19 protein-coding genes and 1 pseudogene are annotated in these 21276 nt (G+C 47.1%); 19 read left to right on the plus strand and 1 reads right to left on the minus strand.

From position 1 onward, the window contains the following. Positions 1 to 7: 7 nt before the first annotated feature. The 15 genes from EPH95_RS00660 to steA all read left to right on the plus strand — a co-directional run bounded on the left by EPH95_RS00660 (position 8) and on the right by steA (position 14916). Positions 8 to 733, plus strand: coding sequence for a SpoIIIAH-like family protein (locus EPH95_RS00660; protein ID WP_160141530.1), 726 nt, complete (start codon positions 8 to 10; stop codon positions 731 to 733). Between the two features lie 380 nt (positions 734 to 1113). After that, a complete protein-coding gene (locus EPH95_RS00665; protein ID WP_142086452.1) occupies positions 1114 to 1542 on the plus strand; it encodes a hypothetical protein in 429 nt (142 codons plus the stop codon). Positions 1543 to 1557: 15 nt separating this feature from the next. Continuing rightward, a complete protein-coding gene (locus tag EPH95_RS00670) occupies positions 1558 to 1971 on the plus strand; it encodes an Asp23/Gls24 family envelope stress response protein (RefSeq protein ID WP_142086454.1) in 414 nt (137 codons plus the stop codon). A 31-nt stretch (positions 1972 to 2002) separates the two neighbouring features. Then, entirely contained in the window at positions 2003 to 2431 is a 429-nt protein-coding gene (gene nusB, locus EPH95_RS00675) for a transcription antitermination factor NusB (protein WP_142086456.1), read from the plus strand. Beyond that, entirely contained in the window at positions 2412 to 3269 is an 858-nt protein-coding gene (folD, locus tag EPH95_RS00680) for a bifunctional methylenetetrahydrofolate dehydrogenase/methenyltetrahydrofolate cyclohydrolase FolD (protein WP_142086458.1), read from the plus strand. Before nusB ends, folD begins: the two co-directional genes overlap by 20 nt. Beyond that, positions 3256 to 4638: an exodeoxyribonuclease VII large subunit gene (gene xseA, locus EPH95_RS00685; protein ID WP_227003991.1), complete on the plus strand. Its 1383-nt coding sequence runs from the start codon at positions 3256 to 3258 to the stop codon at positions 4636 to 4638. Before folD ends, xseA begins: the two co-directional genes overlap by 14 nt. Next, positions 4628 to 4885: an exodeoxyribonuclease VII small subunit gene (xseB, locus tag EPH95_RS19105; protein WP_405127406.1), complete on the plus strand. Its 258-nt coding sequence runs from the start codon at positions 4628 to 4630 to the stop codon at positions 4883 to 4885. Before xseA ends, xseB begins: the two co-directional genes overlap by 11 nt. A 176-nt stretch (positions 4886 to 5061) precedes the next feature. Beyond that, the gene (locus tag EPH95_RS00695) at positions 5062 to 5955 is read left to right on the plus strand and encodes a polyprenyl synthetase family protein (RefSeq protein WP_227003992.1); all 894 of its coding nucleotides are present in this window, start codon (positions 5062 to 5064) and stop codon (positions 5953 to 5955) included. Positions 5956 to 6231: 276 nt separating this feature from the next. After that, the gene (gene dxs / locus EPH95_RS00700) at positions 6232 to 8121 is read left to right on the plus strand and encodes a 1-deoxy-D-xylulose-5-phosphate synthase (protein ID WP_142086462.1); all 1890 of its coding nucleotides are present in this window, start codon (positions 6232 to 6234) and stop codon (positions 8119 to 8121) included. Beyond that, positions 8087 to 8950 (plus strand): TlyA family RNA methyltransferase, encoded by an 864-nt coding sequence (locus tag EPH95_RS00705; protein ID WP_227004112.1) that lies wholly within the window; start codon positions 8087 to 8089, stop codon positions 8948 to 8950. Before dxs ends, EPH95_RS00705 begins: the two co-directional genes overlap by 35 nt. Positions 8951 to 9032: 82 nt before the next feature. Further along, a complete protein-coding gene (gene ahrC / locus EPH95_RS00710; RefSeq protein WP_142086464.1) occupies positions 9033 to 9482 on the plus strand; it encodes a transcriptional regulator AhrC/ArgR in 450 nt (149 codons plus the stop codon). Between the two features lie 68 nt (positions 9483 to 9550). Further along, positions 9551 to 11263 (plus strand): DNA repair protein RecN, encoded by a 1713-nt coding sequence (recN, locus tag EPH95_RS00715; RefSeq protein WP_142086466.1) that lies wholly within the window; start codon positions 9551 to 9553, stop codon positions 11261 to 11263. A gap of 153 nt (positions 11264 to 11416) precedes the next feature. Next, entirely contained in the window at positions 11417 to 12655 is a 1239-nt protein-coding gene (gene spoIVB / locus EPH95_RS00720; protein WP_142086468.1) for a SpoIVB peptidase, read from the plus strand. A 215-nt stretch (positions 12656 to 12870) separates the two neighbouring features. Then, complete coding sequence (spo0A, locus tag EPH95_RS00725) at positions 12871 to 13662, plus strand: sporulation transcription factor Spo0A (protein WP_142086470.1); 792 nt, start codon at positions 12871 to 12873, stop codon at positions 13660 to 13662. Positions 13663 to 13845: 183 nt separating this feature from the next. Continuing rightward, entirely contained in the window at positions 13846 to 14916 is a 1071-nt protein-coding gene (steA, locus tag EPH95_RS00730) for a putative cytokinetic ring protein SteA (RefSeq protein WP_142086472.1), read from the plus strand. Here steA and EPH95_RS00735 read toward each other — a convergent pair. Then, a complete protein-coding gene (locus EPH95_RS00735; RefSeq protein ID WP_142086474.1) occupies positions 14913 to 15158 on the minus strand; it encodes a DUF2627 domain-containing protein in 246 nt (81 codons plus the stop codon). The two genes, steA and EPH95_RS00735, sit on opposite strands and share 4 nt — an antisense overlap. 151 nt (positions 15159 to 15309) lie before the next feature. On the opposite strand from EPH95_RS00735, the gene EPH95_RS00740 reads away from it, so the two are divergent. The 4 genes and pseudogenes from EPH95_RS00740 to EPH95_RS00755 all read left to right on the plus strand — a co-directional run bounded on the left by EPH95_RS00740 (position 15310) and on the right by EPH95_RS00755 (position 21270). Next, positions 15310 to 17376 carry a sigma-54 interaction domain-containing protein gene (locus EPH95_RS00740; RefSeq protein ID WP_142091423.1) on the plus strand — a complete coding sequence of 689 codons (2067 nt, stop codon included), beginning with the start codon at positions 15310 to 15312 and terminating at the stop codon, positions 17374 to 17376. Positions 17377 to 17552: 176 nt separating this feature from the next. After that, positions 17553 to 18643: pseudogene (locus EPH95_RS00745) on the plus strand (Glu/Leu/Phe/Val dehydrogenase dimerization domain-containing protein). Between the two features lie 74 nt (positions 18644 to 18717). Further along, complete coding sequence (lpdA, locus tag EPH95_RS00750) at positions 18718 to 20148, plus strand: dihydrolipoyl dehydrogenase (RefSeq protein ID WP_142086476.1); 1431 nt, start codon at positions 18718 to 18720, stop codon at positions 20146 to 20148. A gap of 129 nt (positions 20149 to 20277) precedes the next feature. After that, positions 20278 to 21270: a thiamine pyrophosphate-dependent dehydrogenase E1 component subunit alpha gene (locus EPH95_RS00755; protein WP_142086478.1), complete on the plus strand. Its 993-nt coding sequence runs from the start codon at positions 20278 to 20280 to the stop codon at positions 21268 to 21270. The last annotated feature ends 6 nt before the right edge of the window (positions 21271 to 21276 follow it).

The raw sequence follows: 21276 nt of genomic DNA on the forward strand, positions 1-21276 counted from the left end.
TTTGGTTTTGAAAAAACAAACGGTTTGGCTATTGACGATGATAAGTTTAGTCGCGGTTCTCGGTGTATATTTTTTCACACCTGATGGTCCCGCGGAGCACGAAATGGCACTTGTCAGTGATGATGAAGAGGCATTGGAAGACTTTGAAGGCGATCTATGGGAACAATTTTTGGAAGAAAATCCTGACAGTGCCGTCGTTGTAGAAGAATGGGAAGAAGACGAGGGGTCAACGGAAGAGAGTACGGAAGAAGCGCCTGCCAAGGGCGAGGGAGAAGAAAGACCACCGGCTGAAGAAGATCCTTCTGAAGAAGAACCTCCTGCCGATGAAGAAACAAACGAAGAAACGGAAGTTTCCGCGGACGCTTCGGATAGCAGCGACTGGTTCAGCGCCTTGCGCATCCAACGCGAGGAAAATCGCAGCGAAACGAGAGAACATTACACGGACGTCCTGGCTTCAAGCGATGCTACAACAGAAGAGAAAAATGATGCACAGGAAGAACGTGAAAATTTGCAAACAATTGCTGACATGGAACATACACTGGAACAAAAAATCCAATCCCAAGGGTATAACGATGTGATTGTCATGAGTGAAACGGATGAAGTCCGGATTCTCGTTGAAGCTGAAGAACTATCCAGAACAGAAGTTGTGGAAATCAACCGGATTGCCAGTGAAGAGTTAGGGGAACGCCCGGTTTCCGTCGGGTATCATTATGATGAAAATGAAACAGGTTGACGCTTTCGGGATCCTCAGCGGGTCCTTTTTTTTTTGAGACGATTGTTCGGTAGATTTTCAAACTTTACGAAGCTGGAAGGAAAGGTTCTTCATAAAGCCATCCTCAACTGTAAGAATCCTTGGTCAAAGGATGAAATGAATATCGCTACGTGCTATAATCAACCATATAAAGTGAAGCATCCACCATAGTGGGATTCCCCCATGATGGTTGTAAAGGTACGCCGGCAAAAAGCGCTACGTCCTTTGGCAATGCCGGCACCCACACATCCTGTGCGTCGGAACAAATGCCCGTTAATTCCCGCTACGGGATACAGCGGGAGTTTTACGGACGCTTAGCACCGGGAGAAAAGCACCGTACTTAGTTAGGAGAGGTCTTTCATATGGAGTGGAACGATTTGACGGAAGGTGCAAAATCCGTTTTGGAACAAACCCGCAATTTAAAAAATGACCATATCCAAATTGTGGAATTTGAAGTTGGTTATGAAGAAGAAGCCTCAGAAGATAATCCGTACCCGGTATCTATTCAGGAAGAGGACTATGAAAACCTTAAGAAGTTCACGAAAGAGAATGAATACGATGATCATTACCATATGGCCAGAAATAAAAATATGGTAAAGATTATTTTGCTGGAAAATAAAAAAATCCCGGATAACCTTTCGGAGTTTCCGGTATTTCGCCAGTACCGCATGGATCGTTTGCGAGAAGAACGGGAAAGGCTTGCGGCTGAACGGGAAGCACAAGAACAAGCCGAACAGGAAGAGGGAGAACAGGCAGTCGAGGAAAATGGAGAAGATACGGAACAATCTTAAGGGGGACAAGAGGAAATGAGTGAATACCAAATGCTTGATATTGAGGAACAGGAAAATGATTTGGGCAAGGTGGAAATATCTCCGGAAGTGATTGAAGTGATCGCCGGACTTGCCACGTCTGAAGTGGAGGGCATTGCAGCTTTACGCGGGAATTTGGCCACCGACGTCGCTGAACGTTTTGGCAGAAAAAACCACGGCAAAGGTGTGAAGGTAGAGCTCGGAGACGATGGTGTCGTCATTGATGTTTCGATTGTTGCCAACTATGGCATATCTGTCCCCGACGTTGCCAATCAAGTGCAACGAAATATTCAACAGGCGCTGGAAACAATGACCTCCATAGCGATGGACAAGATTAATGTTCATGTTGTGGGGATTCAATTCGAACAACCGGAAGAACAACAAGGGCAATTGGAACAAACGACCGAATAATGGATCTGAAGATAAGTCGAGGTATCGAGCTATGAATCGAAGATGGGCACGAATACGGGCGGTCCAAGCGCTGTATCAAGTAGAAATGACCGGCATCGAATGGAAACTCGCGCTCCAGTCGTCACTGGATGATGAGGAAGAAGCGGATGATTACCTTTATGATGTCATCCCCGGGGTTCTCGAAGTGCAGCAAGCGATCGACGCACAAATTGCAGAGCAGTTGGAACATTGGACATTGGAGAGAGTGGGGAACGTAGACCGGGCCGTTATGCGTCTTGCTGTCTATGAAATGCAACACCGGGAAGATATTCCGGTAAACGTGGCACTTAATGAAGCGATAAATACAGCGAAAGCATTCGGCGGGAATGAAGCTGGTAAATTTGTCAACGGAGTTTTATCGAATCTACGCAATGAACAAAAATGGGGGGCAAAGAGCGAGTATGACAGCGGAGATCATTAGCGGCAAAGAGTTGTCCACACAATTGCGAAACGAATTGGCGGAAGAAGTCCAGGATTTAAAGGTGACACCATCGCTCGCGGTTATATTGGTGGGGGATGATCCTGCGTCGCATAGTTACGTGCGAGGGAAAGAGAAGGCTTGTAGAACTGCAGGCATTCACTCGATTGTAAAGCGCCATCCTACCTCTTTGCGGGAGGATGAATTGATTGCCGAAATCGATGCTTTAAATGAGGATAGCAGTGTACACGGCATTCTAGTGCAACTGCCGTTGCCGGAACATATATCCGAAGATGCCGTTATTGAAAGAATTGCCGTAAATAAAGATGTGGATGGCTTCCATCCGGTTAATGTCGGGCGGCTGCTGACAGGGAAAAAGGCATTTACGCCTTGCACACCGTTGGGCATTATGAAGATGCTGGAGATCAGTGGCGTCGACCCGAGAGGCAAGCACGCGGTTGTCGTTGGCCGGAGTCAACTCGTTGGCAGACCGGTGGGGCAACTTTTGTTAAATAAAGACGCCACGGTGACCTACTGCCATTCGAAGACGAAAGATCTGGCGTTTCACGCAAGTCAAGCGGATATTCTCATCGCTGCAGCCGGACGTGAAGGTATGATCAGCGAAGCTCATGTAAAGGAAGGCGCGGCCGTGATTGACGTCGGTGTGAATCGAGTGGAAAGCACGGGGAAACTGACCGGTGATGTGCAGTTTGAAGAAGTCAAAGAAAAAGCAGGGTGGATCACGCCTGTCCCGGGCGGCGTAGGGCCGATGACGATTACCATGCTCTTACATAATACGGTGGAAGCCGCTCGAGGAACGATGTTCAATGATGAATCCTGAGCAACGTTATCTTTCTGTGACTCAATTGACGAGACAAATAAAAGGGTTGATTGACCAGAGTCTGTTGTTGAACGATGTTTTTTTACGTGGGGAAATTTCGAACTTTAAACATCACAGCCGCGGACATATGTATTTTACGATAAAAGATGAAAAGGCGCGAGTGTCGGCCGTTATGTTCGCCGGCAATAATCGCGCCTTGCGTTTTCGGCCCGAAAGCGGAATGAAGGTCCTCGTTCGCGGAAATGTGTCCGTCTATGAGCCGTATGGACAGTATCAATTGTATGTGCGGATGATGGAACCGGACGGGATTGGACAATTGTATCTGGCCTATGAACAATTGAAAAATAAGCTGGATGCGGAAGGGTTGTTTCATACATCCAGAAAACGGCAACTTCCTAATTTTCCGGAGCACATAGGAGTGATTACGTCAAAGACCGGAGCGGTTATCCGCGACATTTACACAACCGTAAAGAGAAGGTATCCGCAAGCCTCTATCTCGCTTTATCCGGTTGCTGTTCAAGGCCCGGAAGCAGCTCCTGGTATCGTCAGGGCGTTAAAGCAAGCAAGCATTGACGGCAATGATGTTCTTATTGCCGGCAGAGGCGGGGGATCAATCGAAGATTTGTGGGCATTCAACGATGAACAGGTTGTCCGTACTGCCGCCTCTTTAGATATTCCGCTGATTTCTGCTGTCGGCCATGAAACGGATGTCACATTAATGGATTTTGTTGCAGATGTACGGGCGGCTACGCCGACAGCTGCCGCCGAGATCGCTGTGCCATCGCTCACTGAATGGCAAGAGAAAGTTTCCACTCAAAAAATTCGCTTGCAACAAATCATGCAACAAAGCATTCAGTACCGTAAAGAAAAATTGGCATATATGGATAATTCCTATGCGTTTCGCTATCCGGAACAATTGCTTAAACAAAAGGAACAAGAGCTCGATCGCAACCTGGACCAATTGCATCGCGCCATGCAAACGCGCATGCAAATGCAAAGGCAGCAGGTGAATGAACAGCGCCGGCGCATCGCTTCCTTAAAGCCAACCCATTTGCTGGAACAAAAAAGGCAATTGCTTAAAACGGATACGAAGCAATTGGAGGGAAATTTTCGGCGATTGTTGACGGATAAGGAAAACCGGTATGAACGTTTGTTGGAAAAACTGGCTCTTCTTAATCCAATGGAAACGTTAAAACGCGGGTACACCGTCACATATCGGGATGAACAGTTGGTGCAATCGGTTGATGCCATTGACGTAGAGGATAAACTAAACATTTATTTCCAAGATGGTTACGTGGAAGCAGAAATCACGGAAAAAGGAACAGAAACATTTGCTATTGATAAGGGGGAAGCAACCGGTGGAAAATGAAAGAAATGAAGAAACGGAAAACAAGCAGACGTTTGAAGCGGACATGAAAAAGCTTGAGTATATTATTCAACAGCTTGAAGAAGGGGATGTTCCGTTGGAAAAGGCTATCGAGATGTACCAAACGGGAATGAAGCTTTCCAAACGCTGCCATGATCAATTGCAAAACGTTGAGAAGAAAATGGATCGAATTGTCAACGAGACGGGTGAAAGCCTTCCGTTGGAATTGGAAGATAATCAGAGTAATTAGCTGTTTGCGAATGACCATAAGGGTGTGACAGTATTGAATCAGGAAGGTGAACGTCTGCATAGGCGTTTGCAGGATATGCATGGGAAAGGAGAGAAACAGGCTTTTGCGTTCCCTCCCATTTTTTTATAATAAGTACCAAAAAAGTGGGCTTCCGCGCAACTAGTTCTGGTTTTGTATTGGCAACAGAAAGAATCGATCAGTTGATTGAGGCGCACATTCCACCTGTGGCGAAAACACTTAAGGCCCATGTAGAAACATTGGAAGCGCCAGTACGTTTAAAAGAGGCAATGCTTTACTCGTTAAATACGGGGGGGAAGCGAATTCGTCCCTTGCTTTTGATTGCGGTTGCCGGCAGCTATAGACCGGTGAACGAAGCGGTGTATACACTGGGAGCCGCCGTTGAAATGGTACACACGTACTCGCTTATCCATGATGACTTGCCGAGCATGGATAATGATGATACGAGAAGAGGAAAGCCAACCAACCACAAAGTATATGGAGAAGCGTTGGCGATCCTTGCCGGAGATGCACTTTTGACAGAAAGCTTTTCCTTGATCGGTAACATAAACGAAGAAGAATTGCCCCCGCGTGATGCTTTGTATCTCAATCGACGTTTAGCGGAAGCAAGTGGCGCGACAGGCATGGTCGGAGGTCAGGTGGCTGATATGGAAGGGGAGAACCGTGACCTGACGTTGGAGGAGCTTGAGTGGATCCACCGGCATAAAACGGCTGCAATGTTGGCGTTTGCTGCAGAAGCAGGCGGGGTAATTGGAGGAGCGCCGCCGGAAGACCTATCGCTGTTGCGCCCATTCGCGGAAGAAGTGGGCATTGCTTTTCAAATAAAAGATGACATTCTCGATATAGAAGGGAACGAATCAGCAATCGGGAAGCCGGTTGGAAGTGATGAAAACAATGGCAAAAGCACTTATCCCAGTTTGCTGACCCTCAGCGAGGCAAAACGTAAATTGCGCAGTCATATGGAAAAGGCTGAGCATATGTTACGGTCTCTTACTGTTCCCGCCCCCGATCTTTTTTCCGTCCTCTCCTATATCGAGGATAGAGACCGTTAAAGGGCCATTTATAACGGTCTTCTTGCCTTCTTTTTAACGCGAATGAAGTGAACATCATTTAACGAATTTAGAAAGTGCTGCCGTACAGGTAGCATTTTTGCTTTGTTAGAAGTAAAATAGAAGGACACATTGTTCCAGCGAAAATTGTAAACTGTACAAAGGAGGACAAAGCAGATCTGTAAGAATGATTTGTCATTGATCGGTTGCTTGCTCTATGATATAAAAAACGATTGAATAACAATAAACAGATTCTAAACGAAAGCGAGGGTTTGCCGCATGTATTTAGAAACCATTCAGCATCCCGGGTTCCTGAAAAGTTTATCACGGAAACAAATGGACGAGCTTGCCGAAGATATTCGTTCGTTCTTAATTTCAAAACTATCCGTTACGGGCGGGCATTTGGGACCAAACCTGGGTGTTGTGGAATTGACGCTCATGCTCCATAAACTTTATGACAGTCCGAATGACAAAATCATTTGGGATGTGGGACACCAGACATACGTTCATAAAATCCTGACGGGACGTGCGAATCGTTTTGATACGTTAAAGCAATTCAAAGGCTTGTGCGGATACGCAAAACGAGACGAAAGCGAACACGATGTTTGGGAAGCAGGCCATAGTTCAACTTCCCTTTCCGCAGCGATGGGAATGGCTACAGCCCGGGATTTGAAAGGCGAAGATTTCAACGTTCTTCCCGTCATTGGGGATGGGGCTCTAACCGGGGGCATGGCACTGGAAGCCATGAACCACATTGGCCATGAACAAACGGACATGACCGTTATTTTAAATGATAATGAAATGTCCATCGCTCCCAATGTCGGAGCAATGCATAACATGCTCGGCCGTTTGCGCACGACAGGCGGATACCGCAGAACGAAAGAAGACCTGGAATATTTCGTCAAAAAAATTCCGGCATTCGGCGGTGCCTTAAGCTCAACGGCCGACAGGCTGAAAAGCAGCGTCAAATACTTGCTCGTTTCCGGTGTGTTTTTCGAGGAGATGGGTTTCACGTATCTCGGCCCGATCGATGGCCACAACTTTGATGAACTTCACAGCAATTTAACCTATGCAAAACGTACGAAGGGTCCTGTGCTCCTGCATGTGGTTACGAAGAAAGGGAAAGGGTACAAGCCCGCCGAGGATGACGCAAGCGGTGCCTGGCACGGCCCTGGCCCGTACAAAATAGAATCCGGAGACATGGTAAAGAAATCGGGTCCGCCCGCGTATAGTGCCGTGTTTAGTGATACGCTTGCAAAGATTGCGGAAGATGATGAACGGCTTGTCGCATTGACAGCGGCAATGCCGGGTGGGACAAAACTTGATAAATTTGCAAAGAAATTTCCGGAGCGCATGTTTGATGTCGGGATAGCGGAACAGCATGCAACCACCATGTCCGCCGGCCTTTCCACTCAGGGGATGAAACCTGTGTTCGGTGTGTATTCGACGTTTTTGCAACGGGGATATGACCAGCTTGTGCACGATGTATGCCGTCAAAATTTAAATGTTGTTTTCGGCATTGACCGTTCCGGACTCGTCGGCGGCGACGGGGAGACGCATCAGGGTGTCTTCGATATTGCTTATCTCAGACATTTGCCGAACATGAAGATCGTCATTCCCAAAGATGAGAACGAGTTGCAGCATATGATTCATACCGCCGTCGCCAACGATGACGGACCAATGGCCGTTCGTTTTCCGCGCGGCAATGGTCTCGGCGTGGAGATGGATGAGGAGTTAAAAATCTTGCCTGTCGGCGAATGGCCAGTGGAACAAGAAGGAAACGATGCCGTGATCCTTGCGCTCAGCACAATGTTGCCGATTGCGAAGGAAGCGGCTGCACAGTTGAAAAAACAAGGAATCTCCACTCGTGTCGTGAATGCCAATTCCGTGAAACCGTTGGATGAAAAGCTGCTCGATCAAATCGCCCATAAAAACATTCCGGTTCTCACGATGGAAGAAGCTGTTTTAAAAGGCGGGTTTGGCAGCGCCGTTCTTGAATATTTGCATGATCAAAATCATTTTGGCTTACAAGTAAAACGAATGGGTCTTCCCGACCGTTATATCGAACATGGAAATCCGAAAGACTGGTATGAAGAATTGGGACTTACGGCAGAGGGTGCCGCGAAGTTGATTGATGAAATGGTTCCGAGAAAAAAGCAGCGAGCATAGGCAAAAAGGAGTAGAGCTGCAACAATTGCAGCAAATTTTATCGATGATGAAGAAAAAAGAGCGGGCGGATGTTTTACTCGTTGAAAAAGGGTTACTCTCTACACGTGAAAAAGCGAGGCGGTCGATTATGGCCGGCCTCGTCTACACCGATAAAGAACGAATAGAAAAACCGGGGATGAAGTTGGATCCCGAGCAACCCCTTTATCTAAAAGGCGATGTCCATCCATACGTGAGTCGCGGCGGGCTCAAACTGGAAAAGGGGCTGCAAGAATTCCCGATCAAAATGGAAGGAAAAATCGCACTTGATGTAGGTGCTTCCACTGGAGGCTTTACCGATTGCGCGCTGCAGCACGGGGCAAAAAGCGTGTATGCTGTCGATGTTGGCTACAATCAATTGGATTGGGCGCTGCGTTCCGACCCTCGTGTGCATGTGCTGGAGCGCTTTAATTTCAGGTATGCAAAGCAGTCGGATTTTGTCCATGGGACACCGGCTGTTGCTGTGTGTGACGTTTCTTTCATTTCATTGCAGCACCTTTTGCCAAGGATGAGTGAAGTTTTATCTGCACGTGGAGAGGCATGTGTTTTGATAAAACCACAATTTGAAGCAGAACGGGAAGAAGTTGGGAAAAAGGGGATTGTTCGCGATCGATCCATTCATTCACGTGTCATTGAATCCGTGATGAAGGCAAGCATCGCTTCCCAATTACAACCTGCCGGTTTGCATGTATCACCGGTTACAGGCAGCGGGGGAATGTCGAATATTTGCTTTATTTGCGGAAGTCGTATGAAGAAAAATACCTTCCGTTTGAATGGATTGCAAAAACGGTAAACCCTCCCTCTTGAGAGTAGCATAATTATACAATCATAGGTATAATCAAAGGCAACGCTACACTTTTGTGGGGTGGATTTCCATGACAAAGGGACAACGTCACGTGAAAATACGTGAGATCATAAATGAACAAGAAGTGGACACACAAGAAGAACTCGTTTTTCAATTACAGGAAGCAGGGTTTAATGTAACCCAGGCGACCGTCTCCAGAGATATCAAGGAATTGCATCTTGTAAAAGTATTGACACCGGACGGGCGTTACAAATACAGTCTGCCGGCAGACAGACGCTTTAATCCCGAGGAAAAACTGAAGAAGCATCTTTTCGACAGTTTTGTGAGCATTGATTTCTCGGATCATTTAATTGTGCTAAAAACATTACCCGGCAATGCACACGCGATTGGGGCATTGATTGATCACTTGAACTGGGATGATATTATGGGGACGATTTGCGGGGATGATACGATCCTTATCATTTGTAAAGATGCCAAACAGTCTCCTGCACTTACCGACCGGATATTAGAAATGCTTTAAATGCTATTGTCGAGATAATGGTGGCGTTTTGACGAAAAGCCGGGGTTTTTCTGAAGAAGGTGTTAGAAATGCTTGAAGAACTGACGATTCGTAATTTTGCGATCATCGAAGAGCTGACCATACCGTTTGCATCAGGATTAACGGTGCTTACCGGGGAAACGGGAGCAGGAAAATCAATCATTATTGATGCCCTCGGGTTGCTGGCAGGCGGTCGCGGTTCTGTAGATTTTGTGCGCCATGAAAGTAAAAAAGCGGAAGTCGAAGGGTTGTTTATCGTGCCAAATGACCATTTGGCACGTGAGCGTGTGACTTCTGCAGGCATAGAATGTGAAGAAGGAATGATCGTTTTACGCAGGGAGATATCCAGAAAAGGGAAGAGCGTTTGCAGGGTCAATGGGCAACTCGTTACTTTAACGACGTTACGGTCGATTGGACAAACATTGGTGGATATTCACGGGCAGCATGAACATCAGGAATTATTACAAATGGACAAGCACAGTGGAATGGTCGATGGATATGCCGCTTCGACATTGGCTTCGCTAAAATCCGATTATGAAAAACATTATGAAACGTATTTGTCGATCAAAAATGAATTGCAACGCTTGAGGAACAGCGATCGTGAAAATATCCAACGGCTCGATCTCATCCAATATCAATTGGAGGAAATTAACCAAGCAGCATTATCAGAGCCCGATGAAGACGAGCAGTTGGAACAAGAGCGCTATAAGTTGGCTCACGCGGAGAAATTATATGAGCTTTTGCAATACGCCTACACGTATTTGCATGATGAGGGGAAAGGTTTAGAATGGATCCGCGAATCCGCAGGCCATCTGAAAGAGGCAAGTGACATTGATCCAGCCTTACTCCAAACGAGCGAGCAAGTGGATTCTAGTTTTTACATGATTGAAGAAGCGTCTTATTCGATTCGGGAACATATCGATCAACTCGACTTTGATCCTGTCCGGTTGGAACAAATCGAAAGCCGCTTGGCCGAAATCGACCAACTGAAACGAAAGTACGGGGGCTCCATTACAGAAATCTTGACATTTGTCGATGAAATCGCTGCAGAACAAGATGCGCTTGTAAACTTGGATGAACACATCCGCCAGTATGAAGAGGAGTTAAAAGAAAAGGCCGCAGCCCTTTTTTCTGCAGCCAATGCGCTGACAAACGGGAGAAAAGAAGCTGCGAAAACGCTTTCGGAAGCAATCGAACGCGAACTGGCCGATCTGTTTATGGAAAAAACTCGATTTTCCGTATCTTTTCAACCTCCGGTACAAGGCGAAGAAGTACAAAGCAACGGCCAGGTAAAAACCTTTACAAAAGAAGGGCAAGAACGGCTGGAGTTTTACATGTCGCCGAATGCCGGCGAACCGGAGAAAGCTTTGGCAAAAATCGCTTCAGGCGGCGAAATTTCCCGTATTATGCTCGCGCTTAAACGGATTTTGTCGAATGCGTCACAGCGGACTGCGCTGATCTTTGATGAAGTGGATACAGGGGTGAGCGGACGGGTCGCGCAAGCCATTGGCGAAAAAATTGCTTCGATCGCCGCCGCTGAAACCCAAGTCCTTTGCATCACCCATTTGCCGCAAGTTGCGGCCCTGGCATCCACCCATATGCATATAGCCAAAGAAGAAGAACAAGGGCGTGTGCAGACAACGGTTACCGAACTTGGGGATACGGAGCGTGTTGATGAGTTGGCGCGAATGCTTTCCGGAACCGCGGTAACGACAAAAACGCGTGAAAACGCGCGTGAACTTTTGGATTTTGCAACACCATGATCTGTCAGTCCATCTTTATACTGTCATGAATTCGCAATGCCGACCAGTAAAGGTCGGTATTTTTATTTGCTCTAAGTTATAATCCGACTCACGCAAGGCAACATTATAAGTACAAACGCTATGTGCGGGCGGGAGTGAGGAGTGTGAGCGAGGGTGAAATCCGACAAAAAACGAAAAATATTAGGCGCGATGTTACTCGTTGCTGTTATAAGCTTAGGTTTTTTGCAGCCGGTACAATCGTGGATACAACTTCCGGATCAACTGACGATGACGGCTGGTGAGGAGACTTCCGCCATAGAAAGTTTCGAATCGAAAGTGCCTGCGTTGTTTTCGGTAGAAGAAAAAAATGAAGATGCCATTCAGGTCACGGCGGGTTCTACACCGATCAAAAATATAACAAAAAACGAGGAGCCCAGAATTGAGGTCACCCCGGGAGGACAATCCGTCGGCGTACGACTGAACGCACAAGGCGTCATGGTTGTGGGTTTCCACGCGCTTCATACGGAACAAGGACAGCAATCGCCTGCGGAAGCGGCAGGAATCCAAAAAGGGGACATTATTGTTAAAATTAACCAGCATCCGGTTGAAGATCTGATGGAAGTTACGTCAATCTTAAGGTCTCCGGATAACTCGAACGGCATTCAAGTCGAACTTATTCGCAATGGAGAAAAAATAGAAAAAACCGTGCAACCAAGCATCACGGCTTCCGAAGACTCCAAGCAGTTGGGGATGTACATCCGTGACTCGTCTGCGGGGGTTGGGACGATGACGTTTTTTGATCCGGGTACAAGGCAGTATGGCGCGCTGGGCCACGTGATTGCTGATATTGACACAAAGCGTCCGGTGACTATTCACGAAGGTGAAATCACACGTTCATCCGTAAATTCGATCGAAAGAGGGAAAAGCGGACTGCCCGGGGAAAAACAAGCATCGATTGTGAACCAACAAGATGTGCTTGGAACAATTACGAAAAATAACACCTTCGGTATTTATGGGCAATTAAACGAAGGGCATGACTTGGAAAATGAAGGTCGAGAACCGATGCCCATCGGGTATGCGGAAGAAGTGGAAGAGGGACCGGCGAAGATTTTAACCGTAGTGGAAAACGAAGAAGTTGAAGCGTTTGATATTGAGATCATTCGGTCGAGTCCACAAAAACACGCGGCGACAAAAGGGATGGTCTTAAAGGTAACTGATGACCGTCTTCTTGAAAAGACCGGAGGTATTGTGCAGGGAATGAGCGGCAGTCCGATCATTCAAAACGATAAAATCATCGGTGCGGTTACCCATGTTTTTGTCAATGATGCTACCGCGGGATATGGTTCCCATATTGAATGGATGCTCGATGAAGCCGAAATTGATACAGAAGATGTAGAAAGAAAGGCAAGCTAATTCAGCTGCCTTTTTTTGGTTTTGATGGGAAGGGCGCAAAGAATATTCGACAAAACAAGGTCGCAATGGCTTGTTTTACCAAGAAATTTGACGGATTTTTATAGATAATAAAGCAAATTCAGTTATTTGATTGATTTTATTTTCAATTTATGGATAATCAAACATAAGGGATTTTGGACAAGAACAAGTTATTTTTTCTGAAAGGGGCACAAAATATGGAAACGATCAAAGTTTGTATTGCTGATGATAATCGTGATTTAGTGCAAATGGTGGAAGAATATGTATCTATTCAGGATGATATGGAGGTTTCCGGTGTTGCTTACAATGGCAAAGACTGTTTACAGGTTGTGGAGGAAATGCAACCGGACATACTTATTCTTGATATCATCATGCCGTATTTAGATGGACTTGCCGTTTTGAGCCGATTACAAAATAATGATTCGGGCAAGATGCCCAAGGTTTTAATGTTAACGGCGTTTGGCCAAGAAGATGTGACGAAAAAGGCAGTAACGCAGGGGGCATCTTATTATGTATTAAAGCCGTTTGACATGGATATGTTGATTGATACCATCAGGGACCTCAGCGGCCAACCGACACCACAAATAGCTGTATCCGGGCAAAGTAAAGAGATGGGCGCCGTGAAGCAACCAAGCGTCAATTTGGACCAGCGTATCACCGGCATTATACACGAAATCGGTGTTCCGGCGCATATTAAAGGTTATATGTACATGCGGGAAGCGATTACAATGGTGTACAACAATATCGAATTGCTCGGTTCGATTACGAAAGAATTATATCCGGACATTGCCAAAAAATACAATACAACTGCCAGCCGCGTCGAAAGAGCAATTCGGCACGCGATTGAAGTCGCCTGGAGCCGCGGAAACATTGACTCCATCTCCCATTACTTTGGCTACACGGTGAGCATGTCAAAAGCTAAGCCGACTAACTCGGAATTCATCGCGATGGTTGCTGATAAATTACGCATTGAACATAAGGTAAGTTGATCGGGATAATCAAAAGGTGAATTTCTGTTTATTTTGCTGATAAACATGGGAAATGTACCTCCTATGTATCGGATAAGTCCGGTATGTGGGAGGTTTTTGCATGCAAATTTTGACTTGACGAAAGTTAGAAGGTCCGGTTTTTGGATATACTAGGGACAAACCGGGGATAAAGGAGTCCAAAAGATGAAGATAGGGTCGACAGAAGGGAAGATACATCACCTGGAATTTGAGTGGAAGGTATCGTACAAAGGGAAGATTATCGTCGTCAATCTGGAAGATCTTTCTGAACTTCATTTGCAACAGTTATTAAAAAAAGGGATTAAAGCGGTCGTTAATGGACGAACATCTATGACGGGAGACTTTGACCATCGCGGTGTCGAGCGTTTATTGGAAGCCGGAGTTCCCGTATTTGACTTGCAAACAAGCCAGGATTTTCCTAAACTCCATCAAGGGCGACAAGCGCGCATTACAAAACAATCTTTGTATATGAGAGATGGAACCGGGCAATGGAAACGAGTTGCTGCGTTGAAAGGCTACGATCCTGAACGGGTGGAAAAGTTAAAAGAACGGGCAGCGTCTTTGCGTGCCGATGCCTTCTGCCGTTTTTTTAAAAAATCCTCGCGAGAGGCCGAAGCGCAGTTGGATGTGTTTTCAAGCTTAATGGCAAAAGCAGCCGCAACAGCAAATGGCCGCCGGCCACTTCTCATCATTGCCCCGACAAATGACGATGAACGTACGCTTGTCTTCGCGAAACGCTATTTAAAGAAAATCAACCCTTTTATTATCGCGATTGATGGTGCATCTCCCACCGCGAGGAAAACAGGGTTTGACCCCGATGTCCTCCTTGGCAATTTCACGGATATTAAAAGAGAAGCCCTCACGGGGGGTGCTCAGCTCGTCATTCCCAAAACCAGTGATGGGAAAGATCAAGCCGCCATCGCCCGCTTGCAGCAATCGCAATTACCCTATACGACTTGCGACTGGTTTGCCGGGCTGGAAGAGACAGCTCTCCTATATGCACGTTCAATCAGCAATGGAACGATTTTTATGCTTGGCGGTGCGAGAAGTGTGGAAGAAGCGATGATCCAAGGGAAGGCGGACATTGGGGTGCAGTCTCTCATGCAATTATGGTTTGGCTCAGATATCGTTGATCTGAAAGGGGTCGCAAAAGTAATCGAAAGACCATCCGCCAGCAGATACCGTTTGGACTGGTTGGGCAGGCATCAAGCGTTAATGGATGGCTTTAAAAGTTAACCCCGGCCCTTCGACTTGCGGAAACGGGGTGCAACTTTGTTGTTTTTACGATCGCGGTGAAGAATAAAACCGCCGATAAACGCCAATCCCGCGATGAAAAGCACAAGTCCCCCCGCAAATTGTAACGCGTAATTGGGAAATGGATCATGGAGAATGGAGAAAATCACATCCCGCATCCATTTTATGCCCAAGCCTGCGAAAAACACAGGGATCAGCAGTATGATTAGTGCAACGAGCCGCATTGTTTATCCTCTCTTTTCTCAGTATGGGAATAACCGCAAATGTTTCACTTTATTTTAACACGTTTGCCGCTAATGTCCCATTTTTTCCTTGCATGTCACGAAAAGATAATGGATAGTGAAAGGAGAAACTCTTTTGATTGGGGTGGGAAGGTTGAAGCGGGCAATGATTGTGGGAGGCGGAAAAGGTGGCACGGCGCTGCTCGGAATGATGGACGGCCTCGATCATATGGAAGTGGTCGGTTTGGCCGATCTTGATTTGGAAGCAGAAGGAATAAGCGTCGCGAAAGCTCGCGGTTTACAAACGGGCAGCAACGCGTTTACGTTATACGGAGAGCTGTTTCCGGCTCCGGATATTGTTTTTGAAGCAACGGGGGATGAAGCTGTCTTAGCCGACTTGCAAAGGCACGTAGGGGTGCAAACGGCTGTCGTGCCCGCCCATGTCTGTAATTTGCTTTATCAACTGCTCATCGGCAAAGATGAATTGATCGCTGAACTCAGTCATCAAGAGCGTCTCCATCATACGGTTTTTCAATCTACCGATGATGGGATGATCGCGATTGATGGGGACGAAAAAGTGCTTCTTTTTAATCAAGCAGCTGCGCGAATGACCGAAATTGACCGTGAAAAGGCGATCGGAAATTTGATTCACACGGTCATGCCGGAAAGCAAACTTCCGCGCATCTTGAGCACACGTACAATGGAATATAATCAAAAACAAACGTTTGCGAACGGACGCCAAATTGTCACCACAAGGATTCCGCTGTGGATCAAAGACAACTTCGTCGGTGCGTTGGCTGTTTTTCAGGATGTTACCGAGATGATGAACATGGCCACGAAAGTCACGGATTTGGAAAGCGTGCAACAGTTGCTGCAGGCGATCATTCATTCCTCGGACGAGGCCATTTCGGTTGTAAACGAAGAAGGAGAAGGGTTGATGGTTAATCCGGCATACTCCCGTTTGACAGGGTTAAATGAACAGGATGTGCTCGGAAAACCGGCGACTGCAGACATTTATGAAGGAGAGAGCATGCATATGCGAGCGTTGCATACACGCATGCCGATTCGAGGAACCCAAATGAAGGTGGGGCCCCATAAGAAAGACGTGATCGTGAATGTTGCACCGCTTCTCGTAAATGGAGAGCTGAAAGGGAGCGTTGGCGTCCTTCATGATGTCTCTGAAATTCGTACGTTAACCAATGAATTGGAAAAGGCAAAACAACGAATTCGGACATTGGAAGCAAAGTATACGTTTGATGATATAATCGGATCTTCCCCCGCCCTATCTTTCGCCAAGGAACAAGCGTTTAAAAGTGCCCAAACACCGGTAGATGTGCTGCTCCGCGGCCAATCCGGCACAGGCAAAGAATTATTTGCCCACGCCATTCATAATGAAAGCGGGCGTCGCTACCAGCCCTTCATTCGCGTGAATTGCTCGGCTTTGTCCCCGGCATTGCTGGAAAGTGAACTATTTGGATATGAAGAGGGTGCTTTCACGGGAGCGAAACGGGGAGGAAAGCGAGGTTTGTTCGAAGAAGCCAACGATGGCAGTATTTTTCTTGATGAAATTGGGGAAGTGCCAAAAGAAACGCAGGTGAAGCTTTTGCGTGTGCTTCAAGAGAAAGAAATCGTGCGTGTGGGCGGCACGAAAGCCAGCACAGTGAATGTTCGAATCATTGCCGCGACAAACAACCATCTCGAAGAAGCCATCAAGCGCGGAGATTTTCGCGAGGATTTATTTTATCGGTTGAACAAAATGCCGATCTTTATCCCATCTCTACAGGACAGACGGGAAGATATTCATGAACTTTGCCAGTATTTGCTACATAAAATCAATCAGGCGTATGGCCGCTCGGTATTAACGGTTTCCGATCAGGCGATGCAACGTTTGCTCGCATATGAATGGCCGGGAAATGTCCGGGAATTGGAAAATATTCTTGGACGGGCAGTTATTCACATGAACTATCCTGATCAAGAACTGACGGTTAAACACTTGCCTCCTTTGGCCGAAACGGATCATACTTACGCACGCCCGCTCCATGAATATGGGAAACAGAACGGCAGTTTAGCCGAACGAATGAATGCTTTTGAACAACAAGAATTGGAAGTCGCTTTGGCTGAAGTGCAGGGAAATAAAACGGCCGCGGCTCGCGCGCTGGGAATTTCCGTACGAAACCTGTATTATAAGCTGGAGAAACACGGCATTGTAAGAAAAACTTGATTTTTTGACTCCCTATTCTCTAATCGTGAAAAATAATGCATGCAATAACTGTCATGGGATGAAAAAAGTTGCAGGTTTTTTCCGGAAACATCTCGACGTTGCAGGTAATTTTTTTGGCATCGCCTTTGCATTTCTTAATCATAAGCCATCACCCATCACCCAAGGAGGTCCTTACCATGGATTTGTTTGAACATATGTCGGAAGAAAACTTTGAACAAGTCATTTTTTGCCAAGAAAAATCTTCGGGATTAAAAGCGATTATTGCTATACATGACACGACGCTCGGACCTGCATTGGGGGGACGAGGATGTGGCCGTATGAAGATGAGGAGGAAGCGCTCGTTGATGTCTTGCGGCTGGCAAAGGGCATGACATATAAAAATGCGGCAGCCGGCCTGAATTTGGGCGGCGGGAAAGCGGTGATCATTGGAGATAGCCGTCATGAGAAAAACGAAGCCAAACTACGGGCATTCGGACGCTATATCCAAGGTTTGGGAGGCCGTTACATTACAGCCGAAGATGTGGGGATGGCAGAGCCGGATATGGATACGATTCATTTGGAGACCGATTACGTAACCGGGCGGTCACCTGCCACCCCGGGCGGAGGCGGAAATCCTTCTCCGCTGACGGGATACGGAGTGTATGTGGGAATGAAGGCGAGCGCCAAGGAAGCGTTCGGCACGGATTCCTTGGCGGGAAGAACCGTAGCTGTGCAAGGGGTCGGCAGCGTCGCCTATCACCTGTGCAAACACTTGTATAGGGAGGGCGCACATCTCGTAGTCACTGATATTCAAGACTCCACGGTCCAGCGTGCAGTTAAAGAATTTGAGGCTCGCGCGGTCGGAACGGAAGAGATTTATGATGTGGAGTGCGATATTTTTGCCCCTTGCGCCCTTGGGGCGGTGGTGAATGACGAAACGATGGATCGCATCCAAACATCAATCATTGCCGGGTCTGCAAACAACCAGTTACATCAGTCCCGTCACGGCGATCTTCTTCATGAAAAAGGCATCCTTTACGCTCCGGATTATGTTATTAACGCGGGAGGCGTCATTCACGTTGCCGATGAATTGCAAGGATACAACCAGGAACGGGCGATGAAAAGCGTGGAAAATTTATATGAACAAATGACTAAGGTGTTCGAGATTGCAAAGCGGGACGGGGTTCCTACGCATCATGCAGCCGACCAACTCGCCGCAGAGCGGATCGAAACTGTCCGCAAAGCAAAAAATGCTTATGTAGGAAATCCAAAAGATATTTTATCCTAAGGGTTTGGCAGCCGAAGAAGAATCTTGTAAACAATGACCTTGTGAAGTTGTTGCAAAGAGAGAGGAGGCAAACAATGGCCGATGAATATGACCTGGTCGTGATTGGTGCAGGCACCGGTGGTTATGTTGCCGCGATCCGCGCCGCCCAACTCGGAAATCGGGTGGCAATCGTTGAAAAAGAAGCCCTTGGCGGCACCTGTCTTCACAAAGGATGCATTCCGAGTAAAACCTTGTTGCGGAGCGCGGAAGTGTATAGAGAGGTAAAGGGGTCGGCAGCGTTTGGCGTCAATACGGAAGGTGCAAAACTTGATTTTTCAAAAGTGCAGGCTCGTAAACAAACCATCGTTGAACAGTTGCATACCGGCGTTCAACAATTGCTTCAAAATGAAAATATTACAGTGTTCGAAGGCCATGCACGTATTTTGGGACCATCCATCTTTTCCCCGCGTGCCGGCAGTATATCGATTGAATACACGGACGGCGCGGATAACGAAGTGCTTGTTCCCAAACACGTGCTGATTGCGACCGGGTCCCAGCCAAGACGTCTCAGCGATGTAGATTTTTCCCACGAAAACGTAATGACTTCTGACGATGCGTTATTTATGGAACGTCTGCCGGCTTCAATGACGATCATCGGCGGCGGGGTTATTGGGACGGAATGGGCATCCATGCTCATTGATTTTGGTGTTGAAGTTACTGTATTGGAAGCGCAAGACCGTTTGCTTCCGGGGGAAGACGAAGCTATTTCCGCTGAAATGAAAAAACAGTTGGAAAAAAGGGGCATCCGTGTTTGTTTAAATGCTGGCGTGAAAACAGGGGATATGCACATTGAACCTGAATATGTCGGTGTGCAGGCGCACATAGATGGAGAACAACAAACCTTTGCCGCGGAATGTTTGCTCGTTTCCATCGGCAGGGAAGCAAACATTTCCGATATCGGACTTCAAAATACGGAAATCGAGACCGAAGATGGCAAAATCATCACCAATGAATGGGGACAAACGAAGGAAGCGCACATGTATGCCATCGGGGATGTGACACGAGGGTACGAGCTTGCCCATGTAGCTTCCCATCAGGGGACGATTGCCGTTGAACATATGAATGAGGAAAACCCCGCGGGATTAAACGAACGGCAAATGCCGAGATGCACCTACAGCCATCCGGAAGTTGCGTCCATCGGTTTAAGCGAGACGGAAGCAAAGGCTCAAGGGTTTCAAGTGAAAGTTGGAACGTTTCCGCTTCGTGCGATTGGAAAAGCTCTCATCCACGGCGATGCAGATGGTTTTTGCAAGTTTATTTCCAACGGGGAAAACAACGATTTGCTCGGGGTTCACATGATCGGAACGGATGCAACGGAACTGATTTCAGAAGGGGCGCTCGCTATGTTGCTGGATGCAGCCGATTGGGAAGTGGCAGAAACGGTTCACCCGCACCCAAGTGTATCTGAAGTATTCAAAGAAGCGGCACTTCACGCCGACCGACGTGCCATTCATCTATCCCGATGATAAGCGCCCGTAATCCCAGAGATCAGATTTCAGAGGCCAGAGGTCGGAAAAAAACCTTTCAGGAAAAGCGGGCGACTAACACCCCGATCGCGACGCACAAGAAGTATCACTTTATAGGAGGGGGTACCAATGACAGAAAGAAAACACGAAAAGCTGGGATTGGACCGAGACCAATTGATTGATATGTTTAAAACGATGCTGTCTGCCCGGAAAATCGATGAACGGATGTGGTTGTTAAACCGGGCCGGAAAAATCCCTTTTGTCGTCTCCTGCCAAGGGCATGAAGCAGCACAGGCAGGAGCGGTGATGGCGCTAGATACAGACAAAGACTACCTTCTTCCCTATTATCGGGATGTAGGGATGGTCTTACACTTTGGCATGACAGTGAAAGATTTAATGTTACAAGGTTTTGCCAAAGCAGAAGACCCCAATTCCGGAGGGAGGCAAATGCCCAATCATTTTGGCAGCAAAAATCATCGAATCGTCACGGGATCTTCCCCTGTGACGACGCAATTGCCTCATGCTGTCGGCATTGCTCTTGCCGGAAGAATCAAAAATGATCCCTTTGTTTGTCTGACTTCTTTTGGGGAAGGTTCCTCGAACCAAGGAGATTTTCATGAAGCCGCGAATTTTGCAGGTGTGCATCGTTTGCCGGTTATCTTTTTCTGTGAAAACAATCAATACGCAATCTCTGTGCCCGTAGATCGCCAAATTGCTTGCGAACGTGTTTCCGATCGTGCCTCCAGCTATGGCATGCACGGGGAAACCGTGGACGGCAATGATCCTCTCGCTGTCTATGAAGCAGTTAAAAAAGCTGCCGACCACGCGCGCGCTGGAGGAGGGCCGTCACTAATTGAATCTTTGTCTTACCGTTTAACCCCGCATTCAAGCGACGATGACGACCGTTCCTACCGTGAGCGGGATGAAGTGGACGACGCCAAGAAAAAGGATGGCATTCTAACGTTTGCCGACTATTTAAAGGGTTATGATTTATTGACGGATGCAGAAGAAAAAAACATCCATGAACAAATACAAAAATCGATCGATGAAGCGACAGATGCCGCGGAAAAAGCGGCTTACGCGGAAGCGGAATCAACCTTGAACCACGTGTATCACCAGTAAGAGAGG

This window comes from Salicibibacter halophilus (assembly GCF_006740705.1).
GTDB classification, from domain to species: Bacteria; Bacillota; Bacilli; order Bacillales; family Marinococcaceae; genus Salicibibacter; species Salicibibacter halophilus.

Bases quoted from the DNA above. Each gene is read 5' to 3' on its own strand.
- EPH95_RS00665 (WP_142086452.1), top strand. From the start codon at position 1,114: ATGGAGTGGAACGATTTGACGGAAGGTGCAAAATCCGTTTTGGAACAA.
- EPH95_RS00670 (WP_142086454.1), top strand. From the start codon at position 1,558: ATGAGTGAATACCAAATGCTTGATATTGAGGAACAGGAAAATGATTTG.
- nusB (WP_142086456.1), top strand. From the start codon at position 2,003: ATGAATCGAAGATGGGCACGAATACGGGCGGTCCAAGCGCTGTATCAA.
- folD (WP_142086458.1), top strand. From the start codon at position 2,412: ATGACAGCGGAGATCATTAGCGGCAAAGAGTTGTCCACACAATTGCGA.
- xseA (WP_227003991.1), top strand. From the start codon at position 3,256: ATGATGAATCCTGAGCAACGTTATCTTTCTGTGACTCAATTGACGAGA.
- dxs (WP_142086462.1), top strand. From the start codon at position 6,232: ATGTATTTAGAAACCATTCAGCATCCCGGGTTCCTGAAAAGTTTATCA.
- EPH95_RS00705 (WP_227004112.1), top strand. From the start codon at position 8,087: ATGAAATGGTTCCGAGAAAAAAGCAGCGAGCATAGGCAAAAAGGAGTA.
- ahrC (WP_142086464.1), top strand. From the start codon at position 9,033: ATGACAAAGGGACAACGTCACGTGAAAATACGTGAGATCATAAATGAA.
- recN (WP_142086466.1), top strand. From the start codon at position 9,551: ATGCTTGAAGAACTGACGATTCGTAATTTTGCGATCATCGAAGAGCTG.
- spo0A (WP_142086470.1), top strand. From the start codon at position 12,871: ATGGAAACGATCAAAGTTTGTATTGCTGATGATAATCGTGATTTAGTG.
- steA (WP_142086472.1), top strand. From the start codon at position 13,846: ATGAAGATAGGGTCGACAGAAGGGAAGATACATCACCTGGAATTTGAG.
- EPH95_RS00735 (WP_142086474.1), bottom strand. From the start codon at position 15,158: ATGCGGCTCGTTGCACTAATCATACTGCTGATCCCTGTGTTTTTCGCA.
- lpdA (WP_142086476.1), top strand. From the start codon at position 18,718: ATGGCCGATGAATATGACCTGGTCGTGATTGGTGCAGGCACCGGTGGT.
- EPH95_RS00755 (WP_142086478.1), top strand. From the start codon at position 20,278: ATGACAGAAAGAAAACACGAAAAGCTGGGATTGGACCGAGACCAATTG.